This is a genomic window from Streptomyces sp. NPDC048018, from assembly GCF_043202995.1.
In the GTDB taxonomy this organism is placed as follows: domain Bacteria; phylum Actinomycetota; class Actinomycetes; order Streptomycetales; family Streptomycetaceae; genus Streptomyces.
Window position 1 is genome coordinate 1,137,367 of the sequence record NZ_JBIDBK010000002.1, and the last position, 22,541, is coordinate 1,159,907.

Genomic DNA, 22,541 nt, shown 5'->3' on the forward strand with positions numbered 1-22,541 from the left:
GTCTCAGCGGTAGGAGGCTTTGGTGCGGACACGGGAGACGGCGAGCAGGACGAGCAGCGTCGCCGCCATGAGGACCACGGCGAGGGCCGAGCCGGTGAAGAGCGAACCGCGGTCGGTGGCCGTGAAGATGAGCACGGGCAGCGGCAGCCAGTCCGGCGGGTAGAGCATCATCGTGGCGCTCAGCTCGCCCATGGAGAGGGCGAAGCAGAGCCCCGCCGCCGCGTTCAGCGACGGCAGCAGGAGCGGCAGCCGCACCCGGAGCAGGACGTACGAGGGCCGGGCGCCGAGGCCGGCCGCCGCCTGCTCGTACATCGGGTCGAGACGCAGGGCGGCGGCCGACACCGACTGGTAGGCGAACGCCGTGACGAGGATGGTGTGCGCGAGGATCACGATCCAGCGGGTGCCGTTCAGGAGCAGCGGGGGCTGCGAGTACGCGACCAGGACGGCGAGCCCGACGACCACGGACGGCACCGCCACGGGCAGCACGAACAGCGCGTCCATGACCTTGCGTCCGATGCTCCGCGCGCGCATCGCCGCGGCGGCGAGCGCGGCCCAGGTCCCGGCGGCCAGCGCGAGCAGGCTCGCGGTGAGCGCGGTGACCAGGCTGGTGGTGAGCGCCTGCAGCGACTCCCCGCGCACGGCGGCGGCGTAGTGGGCGGTGGTCGGTCCGGAGGGGAAGGCGCCGGACCAGTGGCTGGAGAACGAGGCGACGAGGATGACAAGGAGCGGCAGGGCGAAGAGCGGGACGAAGAGGACCGCGAACAGGGCCCAGGCGCAGCGGCGTCCGGCTCGGCTATGCACCAGCACGGCGGCCTCCTTCCCGGCCCGCCCCGGCACCGCCGGACCGGGCCACGAGCATCCGGTAGAGGCCGTAGAGCCCCACGGAGATCAGCACGTTGACGACGGCGACGACGCAGGCCGCGGCGTAGTCGGACTCGAGGATGGCCTTGCCGTAGACGAGCATCGGCAGGGTCGTGACGCCCTTGGCCCCCGTGAAGAGCACGATCCCGAACTCGTTCAGGCACATGACCAGGACGAGGCTGCCGCCGGCGGCGAGCGCGGGCAGCGCCTCGGGCAGGATCACCTGCCGCACGATCCGCAGCGGCCGGGCGCCGAGCGAGGAGGCCACCTCCAGCTGGGCGGTGTCCAGCTGGGAGAAGGCCGCCAGCAGGGGCCGCATCACGAAGGGGGTGAAGTACGTGATCTCGGCGAGCAGGACGCCCCAGGGGGTGGTGAGGAACCGGAAGGGTCCGGCGTCCGCGCCGGTGACGTCCGTCCACAGCCCGTTGGCCATGCCGACCGTGCCGTACAGGAACAGCAGGGCGAGCGTGATCAGGAAGGACGGGAAGGACAGGAACACGTCGACGGACTTCGCCACCGCCCGGCCGCCGGGGAACGGCACGAACGCGACGACGAGCGCGAGCACGAAGCCGAGGACGAGGCAGCCGGCGGTGGCCGCCGCGGCCAGCCACACGGTGGTGACGAGCGCGTCGCGGAACGAGGCCGAGGCGAAGACCTGCGCGTACGCGCCGGGGGCGAGGGACTCGCGGACGACGAGGGCGAGGGGATAGAGGAAGACGACGGCGAGCGCGAGGACGGGGGGTGCGGCCCAGAGCAGGCCGCGGGCGCCCCGGTCCTTCGCGGCCGCGGGCGGGCGGGGGGCCGTGCGGCGGGGGCGCCCGCCGTCGGGGGGTGCCGCGCCGGGACCGGGAGGAGCGCCCCGGCCCGGCCCGGCCTCGACCAGGCCGCGGCTAGCCACCGTTCACCCCCGCGGCCAGCAGCACCGCGTCCTCCCGGGCGAAGTGCAAGGTGACCTCGTCCCCCAGGGCGGGCGTCTCGCGCAGCTCGCGGACGTCCGCCTTCACCCGGAGACCGGAGCCGACGTCGACGTACAGCCGGTGCGTCGCGCCACGCCACTGGACCTCGGCGATCCGGCCGGTGAGGGCGTTGGGGCCGGGTCCGAGGCCGACGAGATGGGGGCGCACGCACAGGGTGGCGCCGGCGCCGGGCACGGCACCGTCGGCGACCGGCACGTCCAGGGCGACGCCGCCGAGGCTGACGCCGCCGGTGCCGACCGTCACCGGCAGCAGGTTGGCGTTGCCGACGAAGGAGGCGGTGAACTCGGTGCGCGGCCGCCGGTACAGCTCCTGCGGGGTGCCGCAGTCCCGGAGGCGGGCCCGGTCCATGACCGCGATCCGGTCGGCGAGGGTGAGCGCCTCGACCTGGTCGTGGGTGACGTACAGCATGGAGACGTCCGGCAGTTCGCGGTGCAGCCGGGCGAGTTCGGTGAGCATCCCGGAGCGCAGCTGGGCGTCGAGCGCGGACAGCGGCTCGTCCAGCAGCAGGACCTTCGGGCGGATGGCGAGTGCGCGGGCGATGGCGACGCGCTGCTGCTGGCCGCCGGAGAGCTCACGCGGGTGGCGCTCGGCGTAGGCCGCCATCCCGGTCATCTCCAGGGCCTCGGCGACCCGGCCGGGGATCTCGGCCTTCGGTGCCTTCTGCGCCTTCAGGCCGAAGGCCACGTTGTCCTTCACGCGCAGGTGCGGGAAGAGGGCGTACTGCTGGACGACCATGCCGATCCCCCGCTGGTACGGGGGGAGTTCGGTGACGTCGCGGTCGCCGATGAACACCCGGCCGGCCACCGGCCGGACGAACCCGGCGACGGCCCGCAGGGCGGTGGTCTTGCCGGAGCCCGAGGGCCCGAGCAGGGCCATGACCTCGCCGGGCTCGACGGTCAGGTCGAGGGAGTCGAGGACGGTGGTGCCGTGGTAGGCGACGGAGACGCCGTCGAAGCGGATGCCGCTGGTGGCGCTGCTCATCCCGCGCGCTCCTCGCGCTCCTCGTACTCCCGCACGAGGGCGGGGAGTTCGGCGACCGAGGGCAGGACACGGGTGGCGCCGTGCTCGCCGAGCGCGGTCGCGTCGTGGGCACCGGTGAGGACGCCGGCCACGATCCCGGCGCCGGCGCGGACGCCGCTGAGCATGTCGTACGAGGTGTCGCCGGCGACCACGGTCCGGCGGACGTCGTCGACGGCGCCGGTGCGCAGGAAGGCGGCGAGCACCATGTCGGGGTACGGGCGGCCGCGGCCGCCCGCGTCGGCCGGACAGAGGGTGAGCGCGACGAGCTCACGCCAGCCGAGCGCGTCGAGGATGGCGTCCTGGGTGGCCCGGGCGAATCCGGTGGTGAGGACGACCGTCCGGCCCTGGGCCGTCAGCTCGGCGATGGCCTCGGCGGCGCCGGGGACGGCGGCGATCCGGCCGTCGGCGACCAGCTCGCCGTAGGCCGCCTCGAAGGCCAGGTTGGCCTGGCGGGCACGGGCCTCGTCGCCGCCGAAGAGGTGCCGGAAGACGGAGATCTTGGACTCGCCCATGGTGGCGCGGACGTGGTCGATCATCGTGGACGGGTCCTCGCCGAGGCGCTCGGCGGCCGCGGTGAAGGCCTGCTCGACGAGACCGCCGTCGGCGACGGTGGTGCCGGCCATGTCCAGGACGATCAGGTTGTTGCGCTGCTTGCTCATGCTCTTCACCAGCCCAGTTCGTTCGCGGTGGTCTCGGCTATGGCGGGCGAGCAGGTCATGCCGCGTCCGCCGGGTCCGGTCACCAGCCACACGCCGTCCCGCACCTGCTGGCGGTGGACGACCCGGGTGGTGTCGGTGCACTGCGCGTACACGCCGGCCCAGCGGCGGCGGACGCGCGGCAGCGGGCGGCCGAGGAAGGACTCGACCACGCGCGTGAGGTGCTCGTAGGGGTCTTCGACGGTGTCGAAGGCGAAGGGGTGCTCGTACTCGTGGGTGTCGCCGATGGTCAGCCCGCCGTCGAGGCGCTGCACCATCAGCAGCTGCATCCGGTGGGCGGCGGCGGTCGGGTCCTGTGCCTGGCCTGCGGCGAGGGCGTCGAGGGCGGGCGACCGGTAGGCGGGGTAGTAGCGGAAGGAGTCGGCGTCGGCGACGGAGGTGGTGAGGGCTTCGCCGAGCGGATCGGTCTGCATCATCTGGAGGCGGACCCGGCGGACCGGGACCTCGCCGGCGACCTCGCGGACCAGCCCCGAGAGCCAGGCGCCCGGGCAGAGGACGACCGCGTCGCCGGTGTGGGTGTCACCGTGGTCGTCACGGACGGCGTTCTCCCCCACGACCTCGCGCACCTCCCGCCCGGGCCGGAAGGTGTAGCGACCGGAGGCCAGGAGGGCCTCGCGGAGGGCGAGTTGGGCGGGCCGGGGCTCGACGGCCGCGTCGCGCTCGCACCACAGGGCGGCGTCGAACGCGCCCCGGAGCGCCGGGTTGACCTCCCGGGCCTCGGCGGGCGTGAGCAGCTCGTAGCCGCGGGCGGCCGCGTCGGGGCGGGCCAGCGCGGCCTCGGCGACGCCGAGTTCGAGCGCGCCGCGCACCGGGGTCAGCGACCCGATGGCCCGGAAGCCGAGCTTGGGGACGCGCGCGCCGATGCCCTCCCAGAGTTCGCGGGCGCGCAGGGCGGTGTCGAGCTCCTCCCCGCCCGCGCGTCCGCTGACCCATATCTGGCCGAAGTTGCGGAGCGACGCCCCGCGCGCCTCGGCCTCGCGCTCGATGTGGACGACCTCATGGCCGCGTTCGACCGCCTGCCAGGCGTGCATGGTTCCCACCACGCCGGCTCCTACGACGATCACCTTCATGCCGTTCACGGTCGGGGCGACGGGTGACCCGGGCCGGTCGGGACGGCGACGGGGCGGTGAACGGCCCGACAAATTCGGACCAGACCCGTTACCTTCTCGTGACCTTTTCATGCGAGCTGCCGGCTGATGAGAGCGGCCGCCCCTGGCCTCAGTCCTGGCGCCCCAGGTGCGCGGTGAAGCTGAACCGGTCGCCGCGGTAGAGGGTGCGGACGCGCTCCAGGGGACGGCCCGCGGTGTCCCGCGAGACCCGGTGGATCAGCAGCATGGGCAGCGCGGGCGGGGTGCCGACCAGCAGCGCCTCGCGTGGCGTCGCGAGCACGGTCTCGATCCGCTCGTCGGCATCGCCGAAGGAGATGCCGAGCCGGTCGTGGAGGTACGCGTAGAAGGACGAGTCCGGATCGAAGTCCGTGTCCAGACCGGGGGCGCGCGCCTCGGAGACGTACGTGCTCTCCAGGCCGACCCGCTCGTCGTCGGCGAGCAGGACGCGCTCCATGTGCCAGACGGGCGCACCGCGTTCGACGCCGACCTCGGGGGCGAGGGCCTCCGGGCAGGGGAAGCGGTCGAGCGAGATGAGCGCACGGCCGGGCCGGCGGCCCTGGCGGCGCACGCCCTCGGTGTAGCTGGCGAGCGAGAGCGGCTGCTCCAGCTTGGGCCCGGCGACCACGGTGCCCCGTCCCCGGCGGCGGAGCCGGCCCTCCAGGAGCAGCTCGCGCAGCGCCTGCCGGACGGTCTCCCGCGACACCTCGTAACGCACCGCCAGGTCCCGCTCCGTGGGCAGCAGACCGCCCTCGCCCAGCTCGTCGATGAGCACGGCGACCTTCGCCTTCACGGCGTAGTACTTCGGGATGCGCCCGTGCTCGGGGATCCCGGAGCGGATGGGGGCGCCGGGCTGACCGGGGCCGGTCCGCGGGGGGCCGTCCTGTCGGGGACTGCCGGGTCGGGGGCCGCCGTGCCGGGGACTGCTGTGGTTCTCCACGTTCTGCACCCGCTGATCGTCGTTCTGCACCCGTTGATCGTCGCAGAGGCGGGTGAACGGGAAGGTGTACGGAGCGTGGCCCGCGGGGTGTTTGACGGGGGCGGGGTAAGGGGCGGACGGGCCGCGGGGGTGCCGGGGGGGGGGGGGGGACGGGCCGCGGGGACGGGGGCTGTTGTCTGCGGCGTCGGACACGGCCCTTTCGTCGGGCGCGCGCCAGGGGCGCGGCCCCTCTTCGTCCCGTGGGGATACGGCCTTGATCCGCCGGGCGGCCCTCAGGCGGGCCGTCGGCGGCGGCCCCGGTAGCGGAGGACGAGGACGACGCCGGTCGTGAGCAGCGCCGCGGCGGTGGCGGTGTGGCGGAGGACGGTGTCCTGGCCCGTACGCGCGAGTTCGGGGAAGAAGGGGGTGGGCGCCGTGCCGGGCGCGGTGGGGCGGACCGGCACGGAGGGGTGCGGGCTCGGGCCGACGGGGTCGGGCAGGGGGTCGGGCTCGGCCGCCGGGTCGGCCGGGACGATCGTGATCCGGTAGTCGCCGGACTCGCCGACCCAGTCCCCGTCGTCGCCCCGGCGCTGGACGACGGCGGCGTTGACGACGACCTCGTCGGGCGCGGTGTCGGCCCGGAAGGCGAGCCGCACGGGAACGGTGAGCGTCCGGCCGGCGGGCACGGCGAAGCCGGGGAAGTCGGGGACGGAAGACGCGGTGGCTTCGGGGACGATGCCGAGGCCGGGGGTGGGGGCGGGGTCGAGACGGTCCTTGACTCCGGCGGTACTGGTGGGCCCGGCAGGGCTGATGGTGCTCAGGGGAGTCGTGGGGCCGGTGGGGCTCGGAGGGCTCGTGGGGTCCGTGGGTCTGTGGGGGCTCGTGGTGCCTGCAGAACTGGGGGAGCTCGCAGGGCTTGCGGAGCCTGCGGAGCTTGCGGGGCCCGTGGGTCCACTGGAGAACACGCCCACGCTCTCGGCCCGGTCCGTCCCCTCGAAGACGACCGGCCGCCAGATCCGCGCGTCGGCGTCGTAGAACTCGGCCCGGATCTGCGCGGGGCTCAGCACTCGGTCGCGGTCGGTGAACACGAGCACCGGATGGATGTCCCGGCAGGGCTCCTTGGTGGTGTTGACGAGGTCGAGCCACCAGGTCCGGAAGCCGCCGCCGGCCGGGTATTCGGCGGGGCCGTCGTGGATCCGGGTGGCGAGGGGGAAGGCGGGCGCGTCGGCGGCGCCGCAGGAGGGCGCGGGCGCCTGGGCGGGCGCCGCCGCCTGGGCCGCCGGAGCGGTGTCGGGGACCACGGGGACGGTGGTGGTCGCGGCCGTGACGAGGGCGGCGAGGGCGAGGGCGTTGCGCGGTCGCATAGGGGCGGTGCCTTTGCTGCTCGCGGACGTACGGGGCGCCCGCGACGTTGCCAGGCCAGCCGGGGCGGCCCCGGGAGTGACGCGGCCGGGGCGGCCGAACGCGCCGCACGTTCCGCCCGATCAGCCTATTTTCCGAAGATCGGAGCGAGGATCAGCCGGGCCGCTCCCTCGGCGACGGCGTAAGGCGCGTCGGCGACCCCGACGTCCGCCGGCAGGCCGAGGCCGGCCAGGACCTCGCGGGCCCCGCGCACGTACGCCTCCGGGTCGGCGAGCACGGCCCGGCCGCCGAGCAGCACCCGGTCGATGTCGAGCAGGCGCACCAGGTTCGCCGCACCGGTCCCCAGGATCCGGGCGGCCTCCGCCCGGTCGCCGCGCGCGAGGGCCGTCAGGCACAGCACCTCCAGGCAGCCGCGGCCGCCGCAGTCACAGGGCGGCCCGTCGAGTTGCACGGTCTGGTGCCCCAGCTCCCCGGCCCCCGTCCTGTCGCCGCGCAGCACCGCGCCGCCGAGGACGAGGCCGGCCCCCAGACCCGTACCGAGGTGGACGTACGCGAAGGAGTCCGGCGCGTCGGGGCGCAGGGCGAGGCCGAGGGCGGCGGCGTTGGTGTCCTTGTCGAGCACGACCGGCAGCCCGAGCCGCCGCGCCAGCTCCTCGCGCAGCGGGAACCCGTCCCACTCCGGAAAGCCGGTGACCCGGCCGGGCACCCCGCTCCGGTGGTCCAGCGGCCCGGGCATCGCCACCCCGACACCGAGCACGGGCATGGGGGCGTTCTCCGGGGCTACACAAGAGAGGGGCGCGGCGTCGGAGGCAGGAGCCGGGGCGGTCGAGGAGGCGGACGCGGACACCGAGGCGGCGGGCGAGCAGGTGGCGGCGGAGGCGGACACCGAGGTGGGCGAGACCGCGGAGGCGGGAGCAGGGAGGTGGGGGGCCGGGAGGTGGGGGGCAGCGACGTCGGTGTCGGGGGCCGAAGCGGGAGCCGGGGCGGAGGACGAGGCCGGGATGGAAGACGAGGCGACGGCAGGGGCGGGAGCAGAGGACGGGGCAGGCGCGGCCGGCGAGGCCGAAGCGGGGGCGGAGGACGAGGCGGAAGCGGGGCCGGAGGTGGTGCCCGGGGCCGGGGGCGGGGCGGGGGCCGCACCGGCCGGCGGCCACGGGGCCGTCAGCGCCGCCACCTCCGCCGTCGCCACCGCGAGGACCGCCTCCGCGCCCGCACCCAGGTCCAGCGGGACGCGCCGGACCGCGACGCGGGCGCCGGCGAGGTCGAGGAGGACGGCGGTGAGTTCGTCGCGGTCGAGGTGGAGGCCGACGGCGTACGCGGCCGCCGGGACGAGCCGGAGGACGGTCGCCGGCTTGCCGCCCGTGGAGGCGCGCCGGCCCGCGTCGGCCGCGAGGCCCTCGGCCCGCAGGCGTGCGGTGATCTTGCTGACCGCCTGCGGGGTGAGGCCGGTGCGCTCCGCCAGTTCGAGGCGGCTGATGCCGCCCTCCCCCGCCGTGCGCAGCAGGTCGAGCACCAGTGCCGCGTTGTGGCTGCGCAGCGCCGGCAGGTTGGCCCCGGCCACGACGCCTCCGTTGTCCCTGTTCACCCACCCATTGTGCCCGTCGCTTGCACTTCGGCAACAGCGTTGCCAAAGTGGTGGGCATGAGCTCCCCCACCTCCCCGCTCCGCGTCGGGCTCGTCGGCTACGGCCTCGCCGGCTCCGTCTTCCACGCCCCGCTGATCGCCGCCTCCCCCGACCTCGTCCTCGACACGGTCTCCACCGGCAACCCCGAGCGGGCCGCGCAGGCCCGCGCCGAGCACCCCGGCGTACGCGTGGCCGCCTCCCCGGAGGAACTCCTCGCGAAGGCGGACGAGCTCGACCTGGTCGTGGTCGCCTCCCCCAACAAGACCCACGTCCCGGTCGCCACCGCCGCCCTGCGGGCCGGCCTCCCCGTCGTCGTCGACAAGCCGCTGGCGGGCACCGCCGCCGAGGCCCGCGCGCTCGCCGCCCTCGCCGACGAGCGCGGACTGCTGCTCTCCGTCTTCCAGAACCGCCGCTGGGACAACGACTTCCGCACGCTGCGCGCCCTGATCGCCGACGGCGCCCTCGGTGAGGTGCAGCGCTACGAGTCCCGCTTCGAGCGCTGGCGGCCGCAGCTCAAGGGCGGCTGGCGCGAGTCGGGCGCCCCCGAGGAGATCGGCGGGCTGCTCTACGACCTCGGGAGCCATGTCGTCGACCAGGCCCTGGTCCTCTTCGGCCCGGCCGTCCGCGTGTACGCCGAGTCCGACGTGCGCCGCCCCGGCGCCGAGGCCGACGACGACACCTTCGTCGCGATCACCCACGCCGGCGGCGTCCGCTCCCACCTCTGGATGAGCGCCACCACCGCCCAGCTCGGCCCCCGCTTCCGGGTCCTGGGGCAGCACGCCGGCTACGTGAAGTACGGCCTCGACCCCCAGGAGGCCGCTCTCCGCGACGGCCTGCGCCCGGAGCCCGGCACCGCCTGGGGCGTCGAGGCGGAGGAGCTGTGGGGCCGGCTCGGCTCCGGCGAGTCCCCACTGACCGGCGGCGGCACCCTCGTCGAGACCCTCCCGGGCGCCTACCCCGCCTACTACGCGGCCGTCGCCGCCGCCCTCCGCGGCGCCGGTGAGAACCCGGTGTCCGCGTACGAGGCCGCCGCCGCGCTCGACGTCCTGGAGGCGGCGAAGAAGTCCGCCCGCGAGGGCGTGGCGGTGACCTTGTGAGCCCCGAGAGCCCGACGGGCCCCACAAGCCCCTCAGGTCCCATGAGCCCCTCGGGTCCCACGGGTCCCGCGGGCACGCCGGGGTCCGTGGGCACGGCCCCTTCCGCCGGGTCCGCGCCGCTCGCCGGTTCCGTCGAGGAGCTGACGGCCCAGGAGGCCCGTCTGGTGCTGCCCCGCTTCACCTACGAGGACGCCTGGACGCTCGGCACGATCCTGGTCGGACTCGCACGCGAGCGGCGGGCCCCCGTCGCGATCGACGTCCGGCGCGGCGCCCAGCAGCTCTTCCACTGCGCCCTGCCCGGGTCGAGCGCGGACAACGACGCCTGGATCGACCGGAAGCGGCGGGTGGTGGAACGGTACGGCGTGAGCTCGTTCCTCGTCGGCGCCCGCTGCCGCGCCAAGGGCACGACCTTCGAGGCCTCCTCGCGCCTCGACCCGGACCTCTTCGCCGCGCACGGCGGCTCGTTCCCGATCGCGGTCGAGGGTGCGGGGGTCATCGGCTCGGTCACGGTCTCGGGGCTCCCCCAGGCCGAGGACCACGCGATGGTCGTCCTCGGCCTGGAGCGCCTGCTCGACTCGTACGCGCCGGGCCCGCACGCGTAGGCCCCCGGTCGTACGCGCCGGACCCGCACGCGTAGGCCTCCGGCGCGTCGACGGCTCGCCCGGTGTCAGCGGCCCCTGCGGCGGGCGACCGCCACGAGCACGCCGCCGGCGGCGGTGAGGGCGAGGGCCAGGGCGCCCATCACGGCCTTGGTGGCGGCGGATCCGGAGCCGGTGTCGGAGAGTTCGCCGCCGATGGTGTGACCGGCGGTGTGCCCACCACCGCCGGCCCCGCCCTCGACGGCGTGGCCGGCCGAGTCCCCGCCACCGTCCGCCGCGCCGCCGTCCATGGCACCGCCGTCCGTCGCGCCCCCGTCGGTGATCCCGCCGTCGCTCGTCCCGCCCTCGGAGGCGCCCTCGGTGGCACCGTCGGTGGCCGCTCCCCCCGTGGCTCGGCCGTCGGAGGCTCCGCCGGAGTGACCGCCCGTCGTGGTCGGCGGCTTGCCGTCGTCGCCGGTCTCCGTCGGGCCGGGTGTCGGCGCAAGGGTGGCGGCGGTGGGTGACGGGTCGGGCGCGTCCTCGTCGCAGTCGGGCAGGTCGCCGTCGAACGGGTAGTTGTGGATCTCCTGGCCGCCTCCCCCTCCCACCGCCGACGCGTGGACGAGCGAACCGCTCGTGTAGAAGCGCCCGTTCATGCCGGGCATCGTCACCTTGGCCGTGCTCGCCGGGTCGGCGACCAGCACACTGCCCTCGAACTGCGCGCCGCCCTCGAAGAGCAGGTCCGTCGCGTCGGGGAAGTTCCACAGCAGACGCTCGCGCAGCCCGCCCCGGAAGCCGTTCACGTACGTGTCCACGGTCCGCTTCGCGCCGACGACGTTGACGAGGACGGTCGCGTCGGCCGGAACGCCGACGAACCTCAGTCCCTGCGCACCGCCGTTCGCCGACTGCAGGTCGAAGTCGACGGTGAACACCTGGAGCGCGGACTTCCCGTCGCCGGTGAACACCGTCTCGTGACCCCGGTTCACGGCCGTGCCGGTCGCCGTGCGCGGCCTGCCCTGCGGATAGGCGTAGCAGCGGCCGGCGGCGGTCAGTTTCTCCCGCAGGCCCTTGTACGACTCGGCCGCCCCGGCGTCGGCGACGGGCCGTGGGCTCACGGCGCCGCCGAGCGTGCCCCCGTACCGTACGACCCCGTGGACCGTCCCCTCCTCGGCGAGCAGGCGCTGCCCCGTGGCGACGGTGACGTTCCCGCCGACGGTGAGGAAGTCGGAGCCGCTGTCGGGCGGGACGCGCGAACCGACGCCCGCGACACCGACGTTGTAGACCTGTGAGGCGGCCGCGCGCTTGCCGATGTCGACGTTCCCGAGGACCACGACCCTGCCCTCGGTCTCGGCTGCCGCCTCGCGCACGAGGAGGTCACCGCCGACGAAGACGTTGACGTTGTTGTCACGGCCGGCGGCGGAGCTGTTGTTGACGTCGGGGTACGGGGACGGGCAACTGCCCGGCAGACACGGGCCGAGACCGCCGGGGAGCGGGGCGGCGAAGGCGGAGGTGGCGAGGGTGCCGACGAGCACGGCGGCACCGGCGGCGCCCGCGGCCACCACCCCGACGCCCGTCCGATGGTGATGATTCCTTACATGTGCGCGCATATGCGGCAATATGCAGAACGCCAGTCCCCAAGGCGACGCCCCACGCGCGAGGGCGCGTGGGGCGTCGCCCGAACGACTCACGCACGGGCCCCTCGGCGACGCGGACCCGGTCACGTACGGGGCTGAGCCCCGCATCGAAGCCGCCGGATCACCTACGTGACCGGCTCACGCGCTCTTGAGCTCCTGGCGCTGGCGGCCCAGGCCCTCGACCTCCAGCTCGACGACGTCACCGGGGCGCAGGTACGGCTTGGGCTCCGGCTGTCCCATGGCGACGCCGGCGGGCGTGCCGGTGTTGATGATGTCGCCGGGGTGGAGGGTCATGAACCGGCTGACGTAGCGGACGACCTCCGCGACCCTGAAGATCTGGTCGGAGGTGTGGCCGTCCTGCTTCAGCTCGCCGTTGACCCACAGCCGCAGACCGAGGTCCTGCGGGTCCGGCACCTCGTCGGCGGTGACGAGCCACGGGCCCAGCGGGTTGAAGGTCTCGCAGTTCTTGCCCTTGTCCCAGGTGCCGCCGCGCTCGATCTGGAACTCGCGCTCGGAGACGTCGTGGGCGACGGCATAGCCGGCGACGTGGGCGAGCGCCTCCTCGTCGGTCTCCAGGTAGCGGGCGGTGCGGCCGATGACAATGGCGAGCTCGACCTCCCAGTCGGTCTTCACCGAGCCACGGGGCACGAGCACGGTGTCGTCGGGGCCGACGACGGTGTCGGCGGCCTTGAGGAAGACGACGGGCTCCTCCGGGATCGCCGCTCCGACCTCGGCGGCGTGACCGTGGTAGTTCAGCCCGATGCACACGACCTTGCCGATCCGGCCGACGGGCGGGCCGACCCGCAGCCCGGCCGGATCGAGGGCGGGCAGCACGCCCGCGCCGAGCGCGGCACGTACGCGGTCGAGCGCGGCACCGTCGGCGAGCAGGGCGCCGTCGATGTCGTCGACCACGGCGGACAGGTCGCGCAGGGTTCCGTCCTCGTCGAGGAGGGCAGGCCGCTCGGCCCCCGCCGGGCCGACACGCAGCAGCTTCATGGTCTTCTCCTAGTGGTCGAGGTGGCCCGGGGAGCGGGCCGTGACGAGCCCCGGCCGATGGAGTGCGGCCATCGGAGGATTGGTCGATCCTCCAAGAGAACGGGTCACTCTGCAAGACCCCGTTCACACCCTGGACCCTTACGCGCGGGTAACCGGCCGGGCGCCCTGCCCCGCTCGCCGTGACCGGCGTGCCCGCCGTACCGCTCCGATCGCCGTGCCCGAAGTACCGCCGTACCGCCACTACCGCCGTACCGCCCCGGTCGCCGTAGGGCCCCGGTCGCCGTAGGGCCAGGGCCTCGCCGTAGGGCCGTATCGCCCTAGACGCTCGGCGCGAGGGCCCCGGCGGCGGGCATGTCCCGGTAGAGGAAGGCGCGCTCGACGGCGCTCCAGGTGGTGCTGGTGACGACGTAGAGCGCGGCGGCCAGCGGCACGACGGCGACCGAGATCAGGGTCGCGAAGGAGAGCAGCGGGAGGTGGCGGGCCATGCCCGCGGCGAGCGCGGCACCGGGCTGCCCGGGGTCGACGGCCGGGGCGACGGCCTGCTGACGCTTGGTGCGCACGAAGTTGTACGTGGCGACGGCGGCGACGATCGCGAAGAGCACGAGGTAGACCAGGCCGGCGGGGCCGAGGACGCCGCCGTGGGAGAGGGCGTCGGCGTAGTGGTCGCCGAGGGGCGCGGCGAAGAGGCTGTGCCCGGCCATCCGTCCGCTGGAGAAGAGGTGGAACATCAGGAAGAAGGCGGGCGCCTGGAGCAGGCTGGGCAGGCAGCCGGCGAACGGCGAGACCTTCTCCTCCGCGTGCAGCGCCAGGACGGCCTTCTGCAGCCGCTCGGGGTTCTTGGCGTGCCTCTTGCGCAGCTCGGCGAGCTGGGGAGCGAGCCGGGTACGGGCCTTCTGGCCACGGGCGGCGGCGCGGGAGAGGGGGTGGACCGCGAGCCGTACGCCCACCGTGAAGAGGACGATCGCGGCGGCCGTGGAGGCAGTGGCGAAGAGCGGGTGGAGCAGGTCGGCGAGTTGCTCGACCAGGGATGCGAAGACGGACATGGGAGCCCTCCGTGGGGTCTCGTCGTGCCGGAAGAGAAGGGGGTGTCGGCAGGACGGAACCGCGAAGGGAGGGGTGGGTGCGTGCTCGTGCGGCGGGTCCCGCCCGCTGTGCAGCGGGTCGGCGGGGTCCTCCACGACGAGCAGCGGTGCCCGCCGTACGGCGAGCCGGTGCGTGCCCTTACGCGGCCGTCAGGAGGGGACGCCCGGGCGCTCGGGGCCTGCGGCGACCCTGGGCGTCGGGATCGCGTTGCGGCAGGAAGGCGGTGCGCCGGGCGCGGTCGCGCAGGGCGGTGCGCACCCGGGTGGGCGGCACGGGAAGGGCGGTGCGGGCGCCGATGAGGGCGCAGAGGACACCGGCCGCGGCGACGGCGAAGGCGGCGGAGAGACCGGCGCCGCTCGAACCGTCGGACAGCAGCAGATCGGCGAGCGCGAGGAGGACGAGAAGCGGCGCGATGACGCGCAGGGCCAGGTCCTTGACCATCTCATCCTCCTTTCACGGATCTCATCCGTTATACACGACGGGATCCGGGCGGGAAGAGTTCCGGCGGCAGGGAAAGCCGGCCGATGAGACCCCTCCCCGGGGCCCCGGGATCCCCGCCTGGGGCTACCCCGGGCATGCCCGCGCTGGGGCCACGGGGGATGCCCGGGGATGCCCTCCCGGGGCAGCCCCGGACACGCCCGCCCCGGGGCCGCGGAGATCCCCACCCCGGGCCGCCCCGTGCCCGCCCGCCCCGGGCTACTCGGGCATGCCCACGTCGGCTACCCCCGGCGGGCCCACGTCGGGCTGCCCGGCGATGTCGGGGACGTCCCGGCCGCCCGGTGCGTCAGGAGAGGTCCAGGGGAACGAGGAGGCCGCCCGGTGCGTCAGGAAAGGTCCAGGGGAACGAGGAGGCGGCGCGGGGCGAGCAGTGCGCGGCCGACCGGGTCGGCGGGGTCGGGGTCGAGCCCGGCGCCGGGCCGCATCTCGATGTCGGCGGGGTGCACGGGGATCCGGCAGGCCGGGCACTCGCCGTAGGGTCCGACCTCGGTGCCGCAGTCGACGTGGTGGAAGTGGCGCATGGGTACGACCCCGGGCAGCGCCTCGCGCCCCCACAGCCCGAGCGAGCGCAGGACGGGCCACAGGCCGATGCCGCGTTCGGTGAGGACGTACTCGTCGCGCGGCGGCGATTCCTGGTAGCGCCGCCTGTCGAGCACCCCGGCGTCCACGAGGGCCTGGAGGCGGGCCGCCAGCACGGCGCGGGGGGCGCCGAGGTGGGCGAGGAAGTCGCTGTAGCGGCGCACGCCGTAGAAGGCGTCGCGCACGACGAGAAGGGTCCAGCGCTCGCCGACGACCTCGAGGGCGCGGGCGATGGAGCACTGCTGGGTGGCGTAGTCCTTGCCGAGAGCCATGGGACCGAGTGTAGCGAACCGGGTTCAATGAATGAACCTACGGTGCTACGGTGGGACACGCTGAAGGTTCATTCACCGAACCTATCCCCGAGGCCTGCCCTGGCCGCACCCAGTCCCGAGCGTCTGCCCTGGCCGCACCCAGTCCCGAGCGCCTGCCCTGTCCGCACCCACTCCCCGAGGACCTGCCGTGTCCGAACCCACCGTCGCCACCACCGCGCTCGATGCCACGGGCACCGCCCCGGCCGCCACCGCCGGCTCCGCGTCCCCGCCCTCGGAGGCCTCCGAACACCCCCGTCGCTCCCGCCTCCCACGCCGTACCGGAGGCCCCCGCCGCTCCCCCCGCACCGGAGGCCCCCGCCGGGACGGCCCGGCCACCGCGACGGCCCCGGGCGCCGGGAGCGGTGCCGCGCGCGGGAGCCGGCGGGCGCGCCCCGGTGCCACGCTCGCCGTCACGAGCGCCGCCACCGCGCTCACGCTGATGAACTACACGGCCCCGATGCTCACCCTGCCCGCCACGGCCGCCGCCTTCGGGACGGCACCGTCCGCGCAGGCCTGGCTGCTGAACGGCACCCCGCTCGGCCTCGCCGTCCTGCTCCTGGTGGCGGGGAGCCTCGCCGACGAGCACGGGCGACGGCGCGTCTTCCTCCTCGGCACCCTGGGCCTCGGCCTCACCACCGCCCTCGGCGGCCTCGCCGGCACCACCCTCACCTTCACGCTCGCGCGGGTCGCGCAGGGCGTGGCGAGCGCCGCCGTGCTCGCCGCGAGCCTCGGACTGCTGGCCCACGCGTACCCCACCGGCGCGGCACGGATCCGGGCGACCGGGGTGTGGGGCGCGTTCGTCAGCGCGGGCATCGCCCTCGGCCCGCTACTCGCGGGCACGCTGAGCGGCCTGGCCGACTGGCGGTGGACGTACGAGGTCCTCGGGGAGGCCACCCTGCTCGTGGCCGCGCTCGGCACCCGCGCACTCGTCGAGTCGCGCGCCCCGCGCGAGGGCCGCCCGGACGTCGCCGGGGCGCTCGCGCTCGGCACGGCCCTGGCCGCGCTGCTCACCGCGCTGACCCTGGGCCGGGACGGCTGGCTGCGCCCCGCTGTGGGGCTGCTGCTGCTCGCCGCGGTGGTGCTGACGGCGGCGTTCGTACGCATCGAGCGGGGCAGCCGGACGCCGATGATCGACCTGGCGCTGTTCCGGCGCCCCGCCTTCCGCGCGGCCACGGCGGGGGCGCTCTTCACGGGCCTGGCAGTGATCGGCTTCTTCAGCGTGCTGCCGGCGCTGCTGCAGCGGGGCGCCGGGCTGGCCCCGCTGAGCACGGCGTGGCTGTTCCTCCTGTGGTCGGGCACGGCCTTCGTGGTGGCGCTGCAGACCCGCCGGCTGGCGGGCCGGCTCTCGGCCCCGTACCAACTGGCGGTCGGCTTCGCGCTGTCGACGGCGGGGGTGCTGGCGCTGTTCGGCGCGCTGGGCGGGGACGGGCACGGACCCCACTGGCTCCGCCTCCTGCCGGGCCTGCTGGTGGCGGGCGCGGGCAGCGGCCTGCTGAACGCCGCGCTGCCGCGCCTCGCCGTGGACTCCGTACCCCCGGAGCGCGTGGCGATGGGCTCGGGCGCGAACAACACCGCCCGCTACATCGGCTCCTCGGCGGGCGTGGCGCTCGCCCTGGCGCTGGCGACGGCGGGCCCGGACGCGGCGGTGGTGGCGTCGGCGCTGCTGGGCGCGGCGGGAGCGGCGGTCACCCTCGTGTCGGCGCGGGGAAGCCGGAAGAGCTGAGGCCGTCCTCGGTCACTCCGCGACGAGTTCGGCCCAGACGACGAGCCGATAGCGGGAGGTGAACTCGGGCGTGCAGGTGGTGAGGGTGAGATAGGCACCGGGCCGGTCGTAGCCGTAGGAGGGGTGGACGAGGGACCGGGGGACGGGCTCGATGACCCCGGTGTCGCGGGCGGAGGTCTGCGGCAGGACGCGGTCGACGCGATAGGTGAAGGTCCCGGACCGGGTCCGTACGGTGATCGTGTCCCCTGCCCGAAGCCGGTCGATGTGACGGAAGGGCTCGCCGTGGGTGTTGCGATGCCCGGCGAGGGCGACGTTCCCGGTGCGGCCGGGCTCGGCGGTACCGGGGTAGTGCCCGACATAGCCGCGGTCGAGGACGGTGCGCTTGCCGACACCGGCGGCGACGGGAACGGTGAGCCCGAGCCGGGGGATACGGAGGACGGCGTAGGCGGATCCGAGGCCGGGCGCGCCGGCGCGCGAGGGCCCCTCCCCTCCCCCGCCGCCGTCCGGCGCCTCTTCGGAGGTCGTCCCGCGAGGCGCCTCGCCCGCACCGGGGGCATCGGGCGCCTCGTCCGGCTCGTTCACCCCGTTCGTCTCGGAAGGTGACACGAGGGGAGGTGAGGCGTCCCACTCGCGCTCGAGCGCGCGGACCGAGCGGCCGGCCTCGGCACGGGCCTGCTCGTTGGTCCACCACAGCTGGTGGACGACGAGGAGCACGAGCAGAAGCCCGCAGGTGACGAGCCCTTCGGCGCAGGTGAACAGCGCGCGCCCGACCGGCCCGCGCCCCCTGGGGACCGGGCCGCGCGCCTGCACGACCACCGGGATTCGCCCTCGCACGGCGGGCACGATAAGTGCTGGGGCGCCAACTCTCCAGGGCCGTACAGCAGTACGGTGGTCGGTATGCGCCCCGACACGCCTGCCGACCACACCACAGAAGCCGAGCGCCTGCTCCGCACCGCGGGGCAGTACCCGGAGGACCGGGAACCGCTGCTGCTACGCGCGGCGGCCCACCTGGAACTGGCGGGCGAGCGCGAACGAGCGACCCTCCTGTACGACGACCTGCTCGCGTCCACCCCGGTCGGCCCGCTCCTGATCAGGTCCCTCAAGGCGGCGAACCTGTGGGAGTACGGCCACGAGGCCGAGGCGCGGGCGATCATCGAGGGCGTCCGGCAGGCCCGCCCGGAGGAGCCGGCGCCGTGGCAGATCGTCGCGGAGACGCTGGAGGCACACGACGAGCTGGAGAACGCGGAGGCGACGCTCACCGAAGCGGCGCGGCTGCTCGTCCCCTCCGACACGGCGGACATCTCCTACGCCCTCCATTCCCTCCTGACCGCCCGGCACCGGGTCCGACGCCTGCTGGCCCTCCCCCACGACGCACACGACACGCTGGCGGACGGCCTGCACACGGGCGACGTCCCGCTGGACGAGCTGCACGACCCGAAGCGCCTGTGGTCCCTGGGCTCGTCGGACCCGGCGGAGCTCCGGGCCGAGATCGCCCGCCTGCGCTCGGAACTCGGCTCCTACCGCACCGCCCTGTCCCGCCCCTTCCCGGTGGCGGTCCTGCACTGGCCGGAGCGGGAACTGGACGAGCTGCTGGCGGCGTACCCGGAACTGGAAGCGGAGTACCCGACGTACCGGGCCCACCTCACGGACATCGAGGCCTCGCTCCGCGAACTCGCCCAGTCCGGCACCCCGAACCTGGGCATCGTCCCGGCCACGGTCCCCTCCTACGAAGCCTTCGCGGCCTCGGAATCCTCCACCCCGGCCAACCCGGACCTCCTCCCCCAGTACGCCACCACCCTGGCCGCCCGCGGCCGCGCAGCAGCCTGGCCACCCCTGCGGACGTCACCCTGCTGGTGCGGGTCGGGCCGGGCTTACGGGGAATGCCACGGCAGGAACTGATCGCGTCCACCCCGAGAGACAATGTTGTCGTGCGCGCTCCCGTCCCTTCCTCTCTTGCCGTCTCTGCTCGGATGAGCCTGCAGGGCAGGCGTGACACCGCCCCCGAGGTGGCTGTACGCAAGCTCCTTCACGCCGCCGGCCTGCGCTTCCGCGTCAACGTCCCCGTCCCTGGCATGCCCCGCCGCACGATCGACATCGCCTGGACCAACGCCAGGATCGCCGTTTTCCTCGACGGCTGCTTCTGGCACGGCTGCCCTGAGCACGCCACGCAGCCGAAGGCGAACGCGGACTGGTGGCGGGCCAAGCTGGACAAGAACATGGCCCGCGATCTCGAGACGACGAAACACCTGGAAGCAGCAGGGTGGACGGTCCTGCGGTTCTGGGAGCACGAGAGTCCGGAAGAGGTGGCCCTGATCGTGTCGAGGGCAAGGGCCGAGGCGTGCAAGAGCCTCCACCGCCTGCCCGATTCTGAGCGCTAAAGCGCGATTGGCCCTTGTGTCGGCCAGCTGGATCACACTGTGGCCACGTCGGTAGACTGCCCCGATTGCGCATCCGCCGCTTCATACCCCTCCGAGCAGCCGAGAGACTCCGTGCAAGCCATCAAAATCGTGGATCTGTTCGCCGGACCGGGCGGTCTGGACATCGCGGCAGAGAAATTGGGCCTCGCCGTCACTGGCATCGAATGGGACGACGACGCCTGCGCCACGCGCCGAAAGCAGGGTCTTGCCACGGTTCACGCAGACGTACGCGAGGTCGACCAGTCCGAGTTCGCGGACGCCAACGTCCTCACAGGTGGCCCCCCGTGCCAGACATACACGGTGGCCGGTTCAGGAGCCGGGCGTCGAGCGCTGGACGACGTTCTGCGTTGCGCCGATCTCATGGCCAAGGGAAAGATCTCTCGCGCCGACGTGGCCGAGCTCGGTGACGAGCGCACGGCGCTGGTACTGGAACCGTTGCGGTGGGCGTTGGAAGCGATCAAGGCAGAACGTCCGTACGAGGCGATCGTTCTGGAGCAGGTGCGGACCGTCCTCCCTGTGTGGAATGCAGTTGCCGAAGTCCTCGAGCAGCACGGCTACTCGGTGGTCTGTGCAGTTCTGAAGGCCGAGGAATACGGCGTGCCGCAGACGCGCCGGCGGGCCATCCTGATTGCTCGCCACCGTCACGAGGCGAAGCTCCCGGAAACCACTCACCGCCCCCATTACAAGGGAGTGGACCGCAGCGCCGGCGATCCCACGAAGCGTGAATGGGTCACGATGAGTGATGTGCTGGTCAAGCGACCGAAGCCTTTCACCGTGATCTCCAACTACGGCACCGGCGGGGACCCCAAACTGCGTGGTCGTCGCCGTCACGACGAACCGTCCGCCACCGTCACCGGAAAGATCGACCGCAACCGCGTCATAGGCCCCAACGGCACCGAGAACCGGTTCACGTACCCGGAGGCGGGTGTGCTGCAGACGTTTCCCGCGGACTACGAATGGCGGGGCAAGAAGATCCCTCAGCAAATCGGCAACGCCATCCCCCCGATCCTGGCCGCCCACGTCCTCGCCGCTGCGCTGGACCTGGACCGGGAGACCCTGGCAACGGCCGTCAAGGATCTCTCGGGCGGGACGATCACCATCTGACTCCGAGCTGCGCCGGTGCCGGCGCAGCTCGTGTCGGCCTCCCCTTTCGGGAAGGGCGGCCGAGTGGATCAGCCGCTGAAGAAGCCCGGCACGGACAAGTCAGGCGTACCGATGAGGGCGGCCCGGTCGAGCAGGATGTTGTTGTTCTCACAGCTGGTCTCCGGGAGCAGAACGCACGCATGGCACGCGGCCAGATTGAGGCCGTCCGCTCCACTCGCCTCGGACTCCATGCACAGCGGATCGTTGGAGCACCAGCGCGCCCGGTGCAGGGCCGAGTGGAGAGTGGCGTCGAGCCGAACCGGGTCCCCCTGGGCCACGATGCCACCGAGACTGCCGGCCGAGTCGCTCGTGGCGGTGTAGATGAGTAGGCCCGCCATGTCCCCCTCCGCGTAGAGCCGCTCACGGAGTGCGGCAGCCGGGTATCCGCCGTCCAGGCTCCACTCATTGATCAGAATGTGCGCGAGCGTGTGGAGAAGCACGAAGCGGGGAGTGGCCCGGGACTCGGGGACGGGCTTGTCGGACGACGCATTGCGTTCGCGTAGGAGTCTTTCGTGGTTGCCACGGATCCTTCGCCCCCGGGCGAGCGGCCCCGCCTGCTCCTCCCAGTTCCTGAGGCGGTCGTTGTCGAGCCGCAGGAACACACCCTCGCCACTCACCTCGAACGCGGGAAGCCAGGCCGTCTTCGCCAGCGAGATGGGAGCACGGCGCTCCCGTGGGTCCGCCGGGCTCGGTTCCTCCACCCGTCGGAACGACTGAAGTGCGCGGACCTCTCGAAGCCGCTTGAGCAGCATGACCTGCTCCAGCCCCAGCGACTCCCTGAGCGGCTCGATCGATGCCTCCGGAGCTTCGCACACGAAATCCTGTTCCCCGGCGTCCGCGCGCTCCGGGTGCGACTTGCACAGACTGTCGTACTCGCCGCGGTACAGCTCGGCACGGGCGTCCTCATCGCTCCCTCCCGCCTTCTCGCCCGTGGTGGTCTCGTCGGGCAAAGCCGTCTCCTGAGCACGCCAACGCGCGATGCAAGCGACCAGTTCGTCCGGCGTGTACTGGGGATGATGCTTGAGGACGTTCTCGACCTGGACGTAGCGCCGGACGAACGCGGCGTCCTCGTCCTTGAGCTTGTCGTAGACGCGCGCGGTGATCTTGTCGATCCCCTCGCTCCAGGGCGGGATCGACAGGGCCGAGTGCATGACCGGGAACCAGACCGAGGAGGAACCCCGCTGAAGCGTACGGGGCGGCTCTTCACAGTTCTCGGCCGGCGCGTCCCTGAGCCACGGACGCCTGCCACTGCAACGGATGCCGAGTTCCTTGAGGGCTTGGCGTCGAAACGAGCCTTCCATCGACACCTCCTCCGCGCCGCAGCTGCAGCTGATCCGCACGGCTCGTAGCGATGCCGTCGATCCGTCCGCGTGGAAGCTGAGTTCGCCTCCGCAGCCGCCGGCCTCCGCGCGTTGTGTGCCCCGGTGCACCCACTTCCAGAAAGGGAAGTCCTCAAGATGGCCGTGGGTGCAGGCCATCACGAAGCGGGATGGGACGAGGCTCTCCTGGCAGGTCGAGCACTCGGCCTTGCCGGCCGGTGAGTTGAACCTGCGGAAGGGTTGCAGCAGCCGGCACTCAGGGCAGGAGTACATCACCGGAAACCTCACGGCCCGGACGCCGTCTGTCGCCTTGTCAGGATCCGGCGCCGGCGGCAGGCGGAAGCCCCTGACACCCAGCTTGCGCGCCAATCGCGGTTCCAGGACCAGCGGAGCCTCCGAGATGTCCCATGAATCGATGCCGCGCACCAGGAACGACTCGTTCTCCACCGCGATCATCGCGCCCACACCGTACGTGGTGATGAGTTGTGCGCGTCTGACCTCGCCGAGCCGGCGCGCCGAGCGGACGGGTGTGGCGGGAAGTCCGCGGCGGCGGGTACGGGGGGTTGCGGGGCTCATCG

The 22,541-nt window shown here is 73.9% G+C and carries 21 protein-coding genes; 6 read left to right on the forward strand and 15 right to left on the reverse strand.

Annotation, left to right across the window (positions count from 1 at the left end):
• Nucleotides 1–3: 3 nt before the first annotated feature.
• From ACGF1Z_RS10930 to ACGF1Z_RS10965, 8 genes are all read right to left on the reverse strand, one after another.
• Nucleotides 4–807, reverse strand: coding sequence for an ABC transporter permease (locus tag ACGF1Z_RS10930; RefSeq protein WP_393002216.1), 804 nt, complete (start codon nt 805–807; stop codon nt 4–6).
• Nucleotides 794–1,759, reverse strand: coding sequence for a 2-aminoethylphosphonate ABC transporter permease subunit (locus ACGF1Z_RS10935; protein WP_393002218.1), 966 nt, complete (start codon nt 1,757–1,759; stop codon nt 794–796). Before ACGF1Z_RS10935 ends, ACGF1Z_RS10930 begins: the two co-directional genes overlap by 14 nt.
• Nucleotides 1,752–2,819, reverse strand: a complete 1,068-nt coding sequence (locus ACGF1Z_RS10940) for an ABC transporter ATP-binding protein (RefSeq protein WP_393002220.1) — start codon at nt 2,817–2,819, stop codon at nt 1,752–1,754. The genes ACGF1Z_RS10935 and ACGF1Z_RS10940 overlap by 8 nt, the downstream gene beginning before the upstream one ends.
• Entirely contained in the window at nt 2,816–3,517 is a 702-nt protein-coding gene (locus tag ACGF1Z_RS10945) for a phosphonatase-like hydrolase (protein WP_393002222.1), read from the reverse strand. Before ACGF1Z_RS10945 ends, ACGF1Z_RS10940 begins: the two co-directional genes overlap by 4 nt.
• A gap of 5 nt (nt 3,518–3,522) precedes the next feature.
• A complete protein-coding gene (locus tag ACGF1Z_RS10950; protein WP_393002224.1) occupies nt 3,523–4,644 on the reverse strand; it encodes a TIGR03364 family FAD-dependent oxidoreductase in 1,122 nt (373 codons plus the stop codon).
• A 148-nt stretch (nt 4,645–4,792) separates the two neighbouring features.
• Nucleotides 4,793–5,521, reverse strand: a complete 729-nt coding sequence (locus tag ACGF1Z_RS10955; protein ID WP_393002473.1) for a GntR family transcriptional regulator — start codon at nt 5,519–5,521, stop codon at nt 4,793–4,795.
• A 371-nt stretch (nt 5,522–5,892) separates the two neighbouring features.
• Nucleotides 5,893–6,963 carry a hypothetical protein gene (locus ACGF1Z_RS10960; RefSeq protein ID WP_393002226.1) on the reverse strand — a complete coding sequence of 357 codons (1,071 nt, stop codon included), beginning with the start codon at nt 6,961–6,963 and terminating at the stop codon, nt 5,893–5,895.
• Between the two features lie 125 nt (nt 6,964–7,088).
• Nucleotides 7,089–8,546, reverse strand: a complete 1,458-nt coding sequence (locus tag ACGF1Z_RS10965) for an ROK family protein (RefSeq protein ID WP_393002228.1) — start codon at nt 8,544–8,546, stop codon at nt 7,089–7,091.
• A gap of 56 nt (nt 8,547–8,602) precedes the next feature.
• Between ACGF1Z_RS10965 and ACGF1Z_RS10970 the strand changes: the two genes are divergently transcribed.
• A complete protein-coding gene (locus tag ACGF1Z_RS10970) occupies nt 8,603–9,682 on the forward strand; it encodes a Gfo/Idh/MocA family oxidoreductase (protein WP_393002230.1) in 1,080 nt (359 codons plus the stop codon).
• An 86-nt stretch (nt 9,683–9,768) separates the two neighbouring features.
• Entirely contained in the window at nt 9,769–10,284 is a 516-nt protein-coding gene (locus ACGF1Z_RS10975) for a heme-degrading domain-containing protein (protein ID WP_393002232.1), read from the forward strand.
• A 65-nt stretch (nt 10,285–10,349) separates the two neighbouring features.
• Here the strand turns inward: ACGF1Z_RS10975 and ACGF1Z_RS10980 are convergent, their stop codons facing one another.
• The 5 genes from ACGF1Z_RS10980 to ACGF1Z_RS11000 form a co-directional block, all read right to left on the reverse strand.
• A complete protein-coding gene (locus tag ACGF1Z_RS10980; RefSeq protein WP_393002234.1) occupies nt 10,350–11,867 on the reverse strand; it encodes a choice-of-anchor A family protein in 1,518 nt (505 codons plus the stop codon).
• A gap of 165 nt (nt 11,868–12,032) precedes the next feature.
• Complete coding sequence (locus ACGF1Z_RS10985; protein ID WP_393002236.1) at nt 12,033–12,890, reverse strand: fumarylacetoacetate hydrolase family protein; 858 nt, start codon at nt 12,888–12,890, stop codon at nt 12,033–12,035.
• 317 nt (nt 12,891–13,207) lie between these two features.
• Nucleotides 13,208–13,933: a YidC/Oxa1 family membrane protein insertase gene (locus tag ACGF1Z_RS10990; RefSeq protein ID WP_393002238.1), complete on the reverse strand. Its 726-nt coding sequence runs from the start codon at nt 13,931–13,933 to the stop codon at nt 13,208–13,210.
• Between the two features lie 178 nt (nt 13,934–14,111).
• Nucleotides 14,112–14,414, reverse strand: a complete 303-nt coding sequence (locus ACGF1Z_RS10995; RefSeq protein ID WP_393002240.1) for a DUF6412 domain-containing protein — start codon at nt 14,412–14,414, stop codon at nt 14,112–14,114.
• Nucleotides 14,415–14,797: 383 nt separating this feature from the next.
• Complete coding sequence (locus ACGF1Z_RS11000; RefSeq protein ID WP_393002242.1) at nt 14,798–15,322, reverse strand: winged helix-turn-helix transcriptional regulator; 525 nt, start codon at nt 15,320–15,322, stop codon at nt 14,798–14,800.
• Between the two features lie 478 nt (nt 15,323–15,800).
• Here ACGF1Z_RS11000 and ACGF1Z_RS11005 point away from each other — a divergent pair, with 478 nt between their 5' ends.
• Nucleotides 15,801–17,084, forward strand: a complete 1,284-nt coding sequence (locus tag ACGF1Z_RS11005) for an MFS transporter (RefSeq protein WP_393002475.1) — start codon at nt 15,801–15,803, stop codon at nt 17,082–17,084.
• A 12-nt stretch (nt 17,085–17,096) separates the two neighbouring features.
• On the opposite strand, the gene ACGF1Z_RS11010 is transcribed toward ACGF1Z_RS11005, so the two are convergent.
• A complete protein-coding gene (locus ACGF1Z_RS11010; protein WP_393002244.1) occupies nt 17,097–17,918 on the reverse strand; it encodes a class E sortase in 822 nt (273 codons plus the stop codon).
• A gap of 63 nt (nt 17,919–17,981) precedes the next feature.
• Here ACGF1Z_RS11010 and ACGF1Z_RS11015 point away from each other — a divergent pair, with 63 nt between their 5' ends.
• The 3 genes from ACGF1Z_RS11015 to ACGF1Z_RS11025 all read left to right on the forward strand — a co-directional run bounded on the left by ACGF1Z_RS11015 (nt 17,982) and on the right by ACGF1Z_RS11025 (nt 20,605).
• A complete protein-coding gene (locus ACGF1Z_RS11015) occupies nt 17,982–18,983 on the forward strand; it encodes an SEC-C metal-binding domain-containing protein (RefSeq protein WP_393002246.1) in 1,002 nt (333 codons plus the stop codon).
• Between the two features lie 71 nt (nt 18,984–19,054).
• Nucleotides 19,055–19,462 (forward strand): very short patch repair endonuclease, encoded by a 408-nt coding sequence (locus ACGF1Z_RS11020; RefSeq protein WP_393002248.1) that lies wholly within the window; start codon nt 19,055–19,057, stop codon nt 19,460–19,462.
• Nucleotides 19,463–19,573: 111 nt separating this feature from the next.
• Nucleotides 19,574–20,605, forward strand: coding sequence for a DNA cytosine methyltransferase (locus ACGF1Z_RS11025; protein WP_393002250.1), 1,032 nt, complete (start codon nt 19,574–19,576; stop codon nt 20,603–20,605).
• Nucleotides 20,606–20,673: 68 nt separating this feature from the next.
• Here ACGF1Z_RS11025 and drmB read toward each other — a convergent pair whose 3' ends face one another.
• Nucleotides 20,674–22,539 carry a DrmB family protein gene (drmB, locus tag ACGF1Z_RS11030; protein WP_393002252.1) on the reverse strand — a complete coding sequence of 622 codons (1,866 nt, stop codon included), beginning with the start codon at nt 22,537–22,539 and terminating at the stop codon, nt 20,674–20,676.
• Nucleotides 22,540–22,541 lie beyond the last annotated feature (2 nt).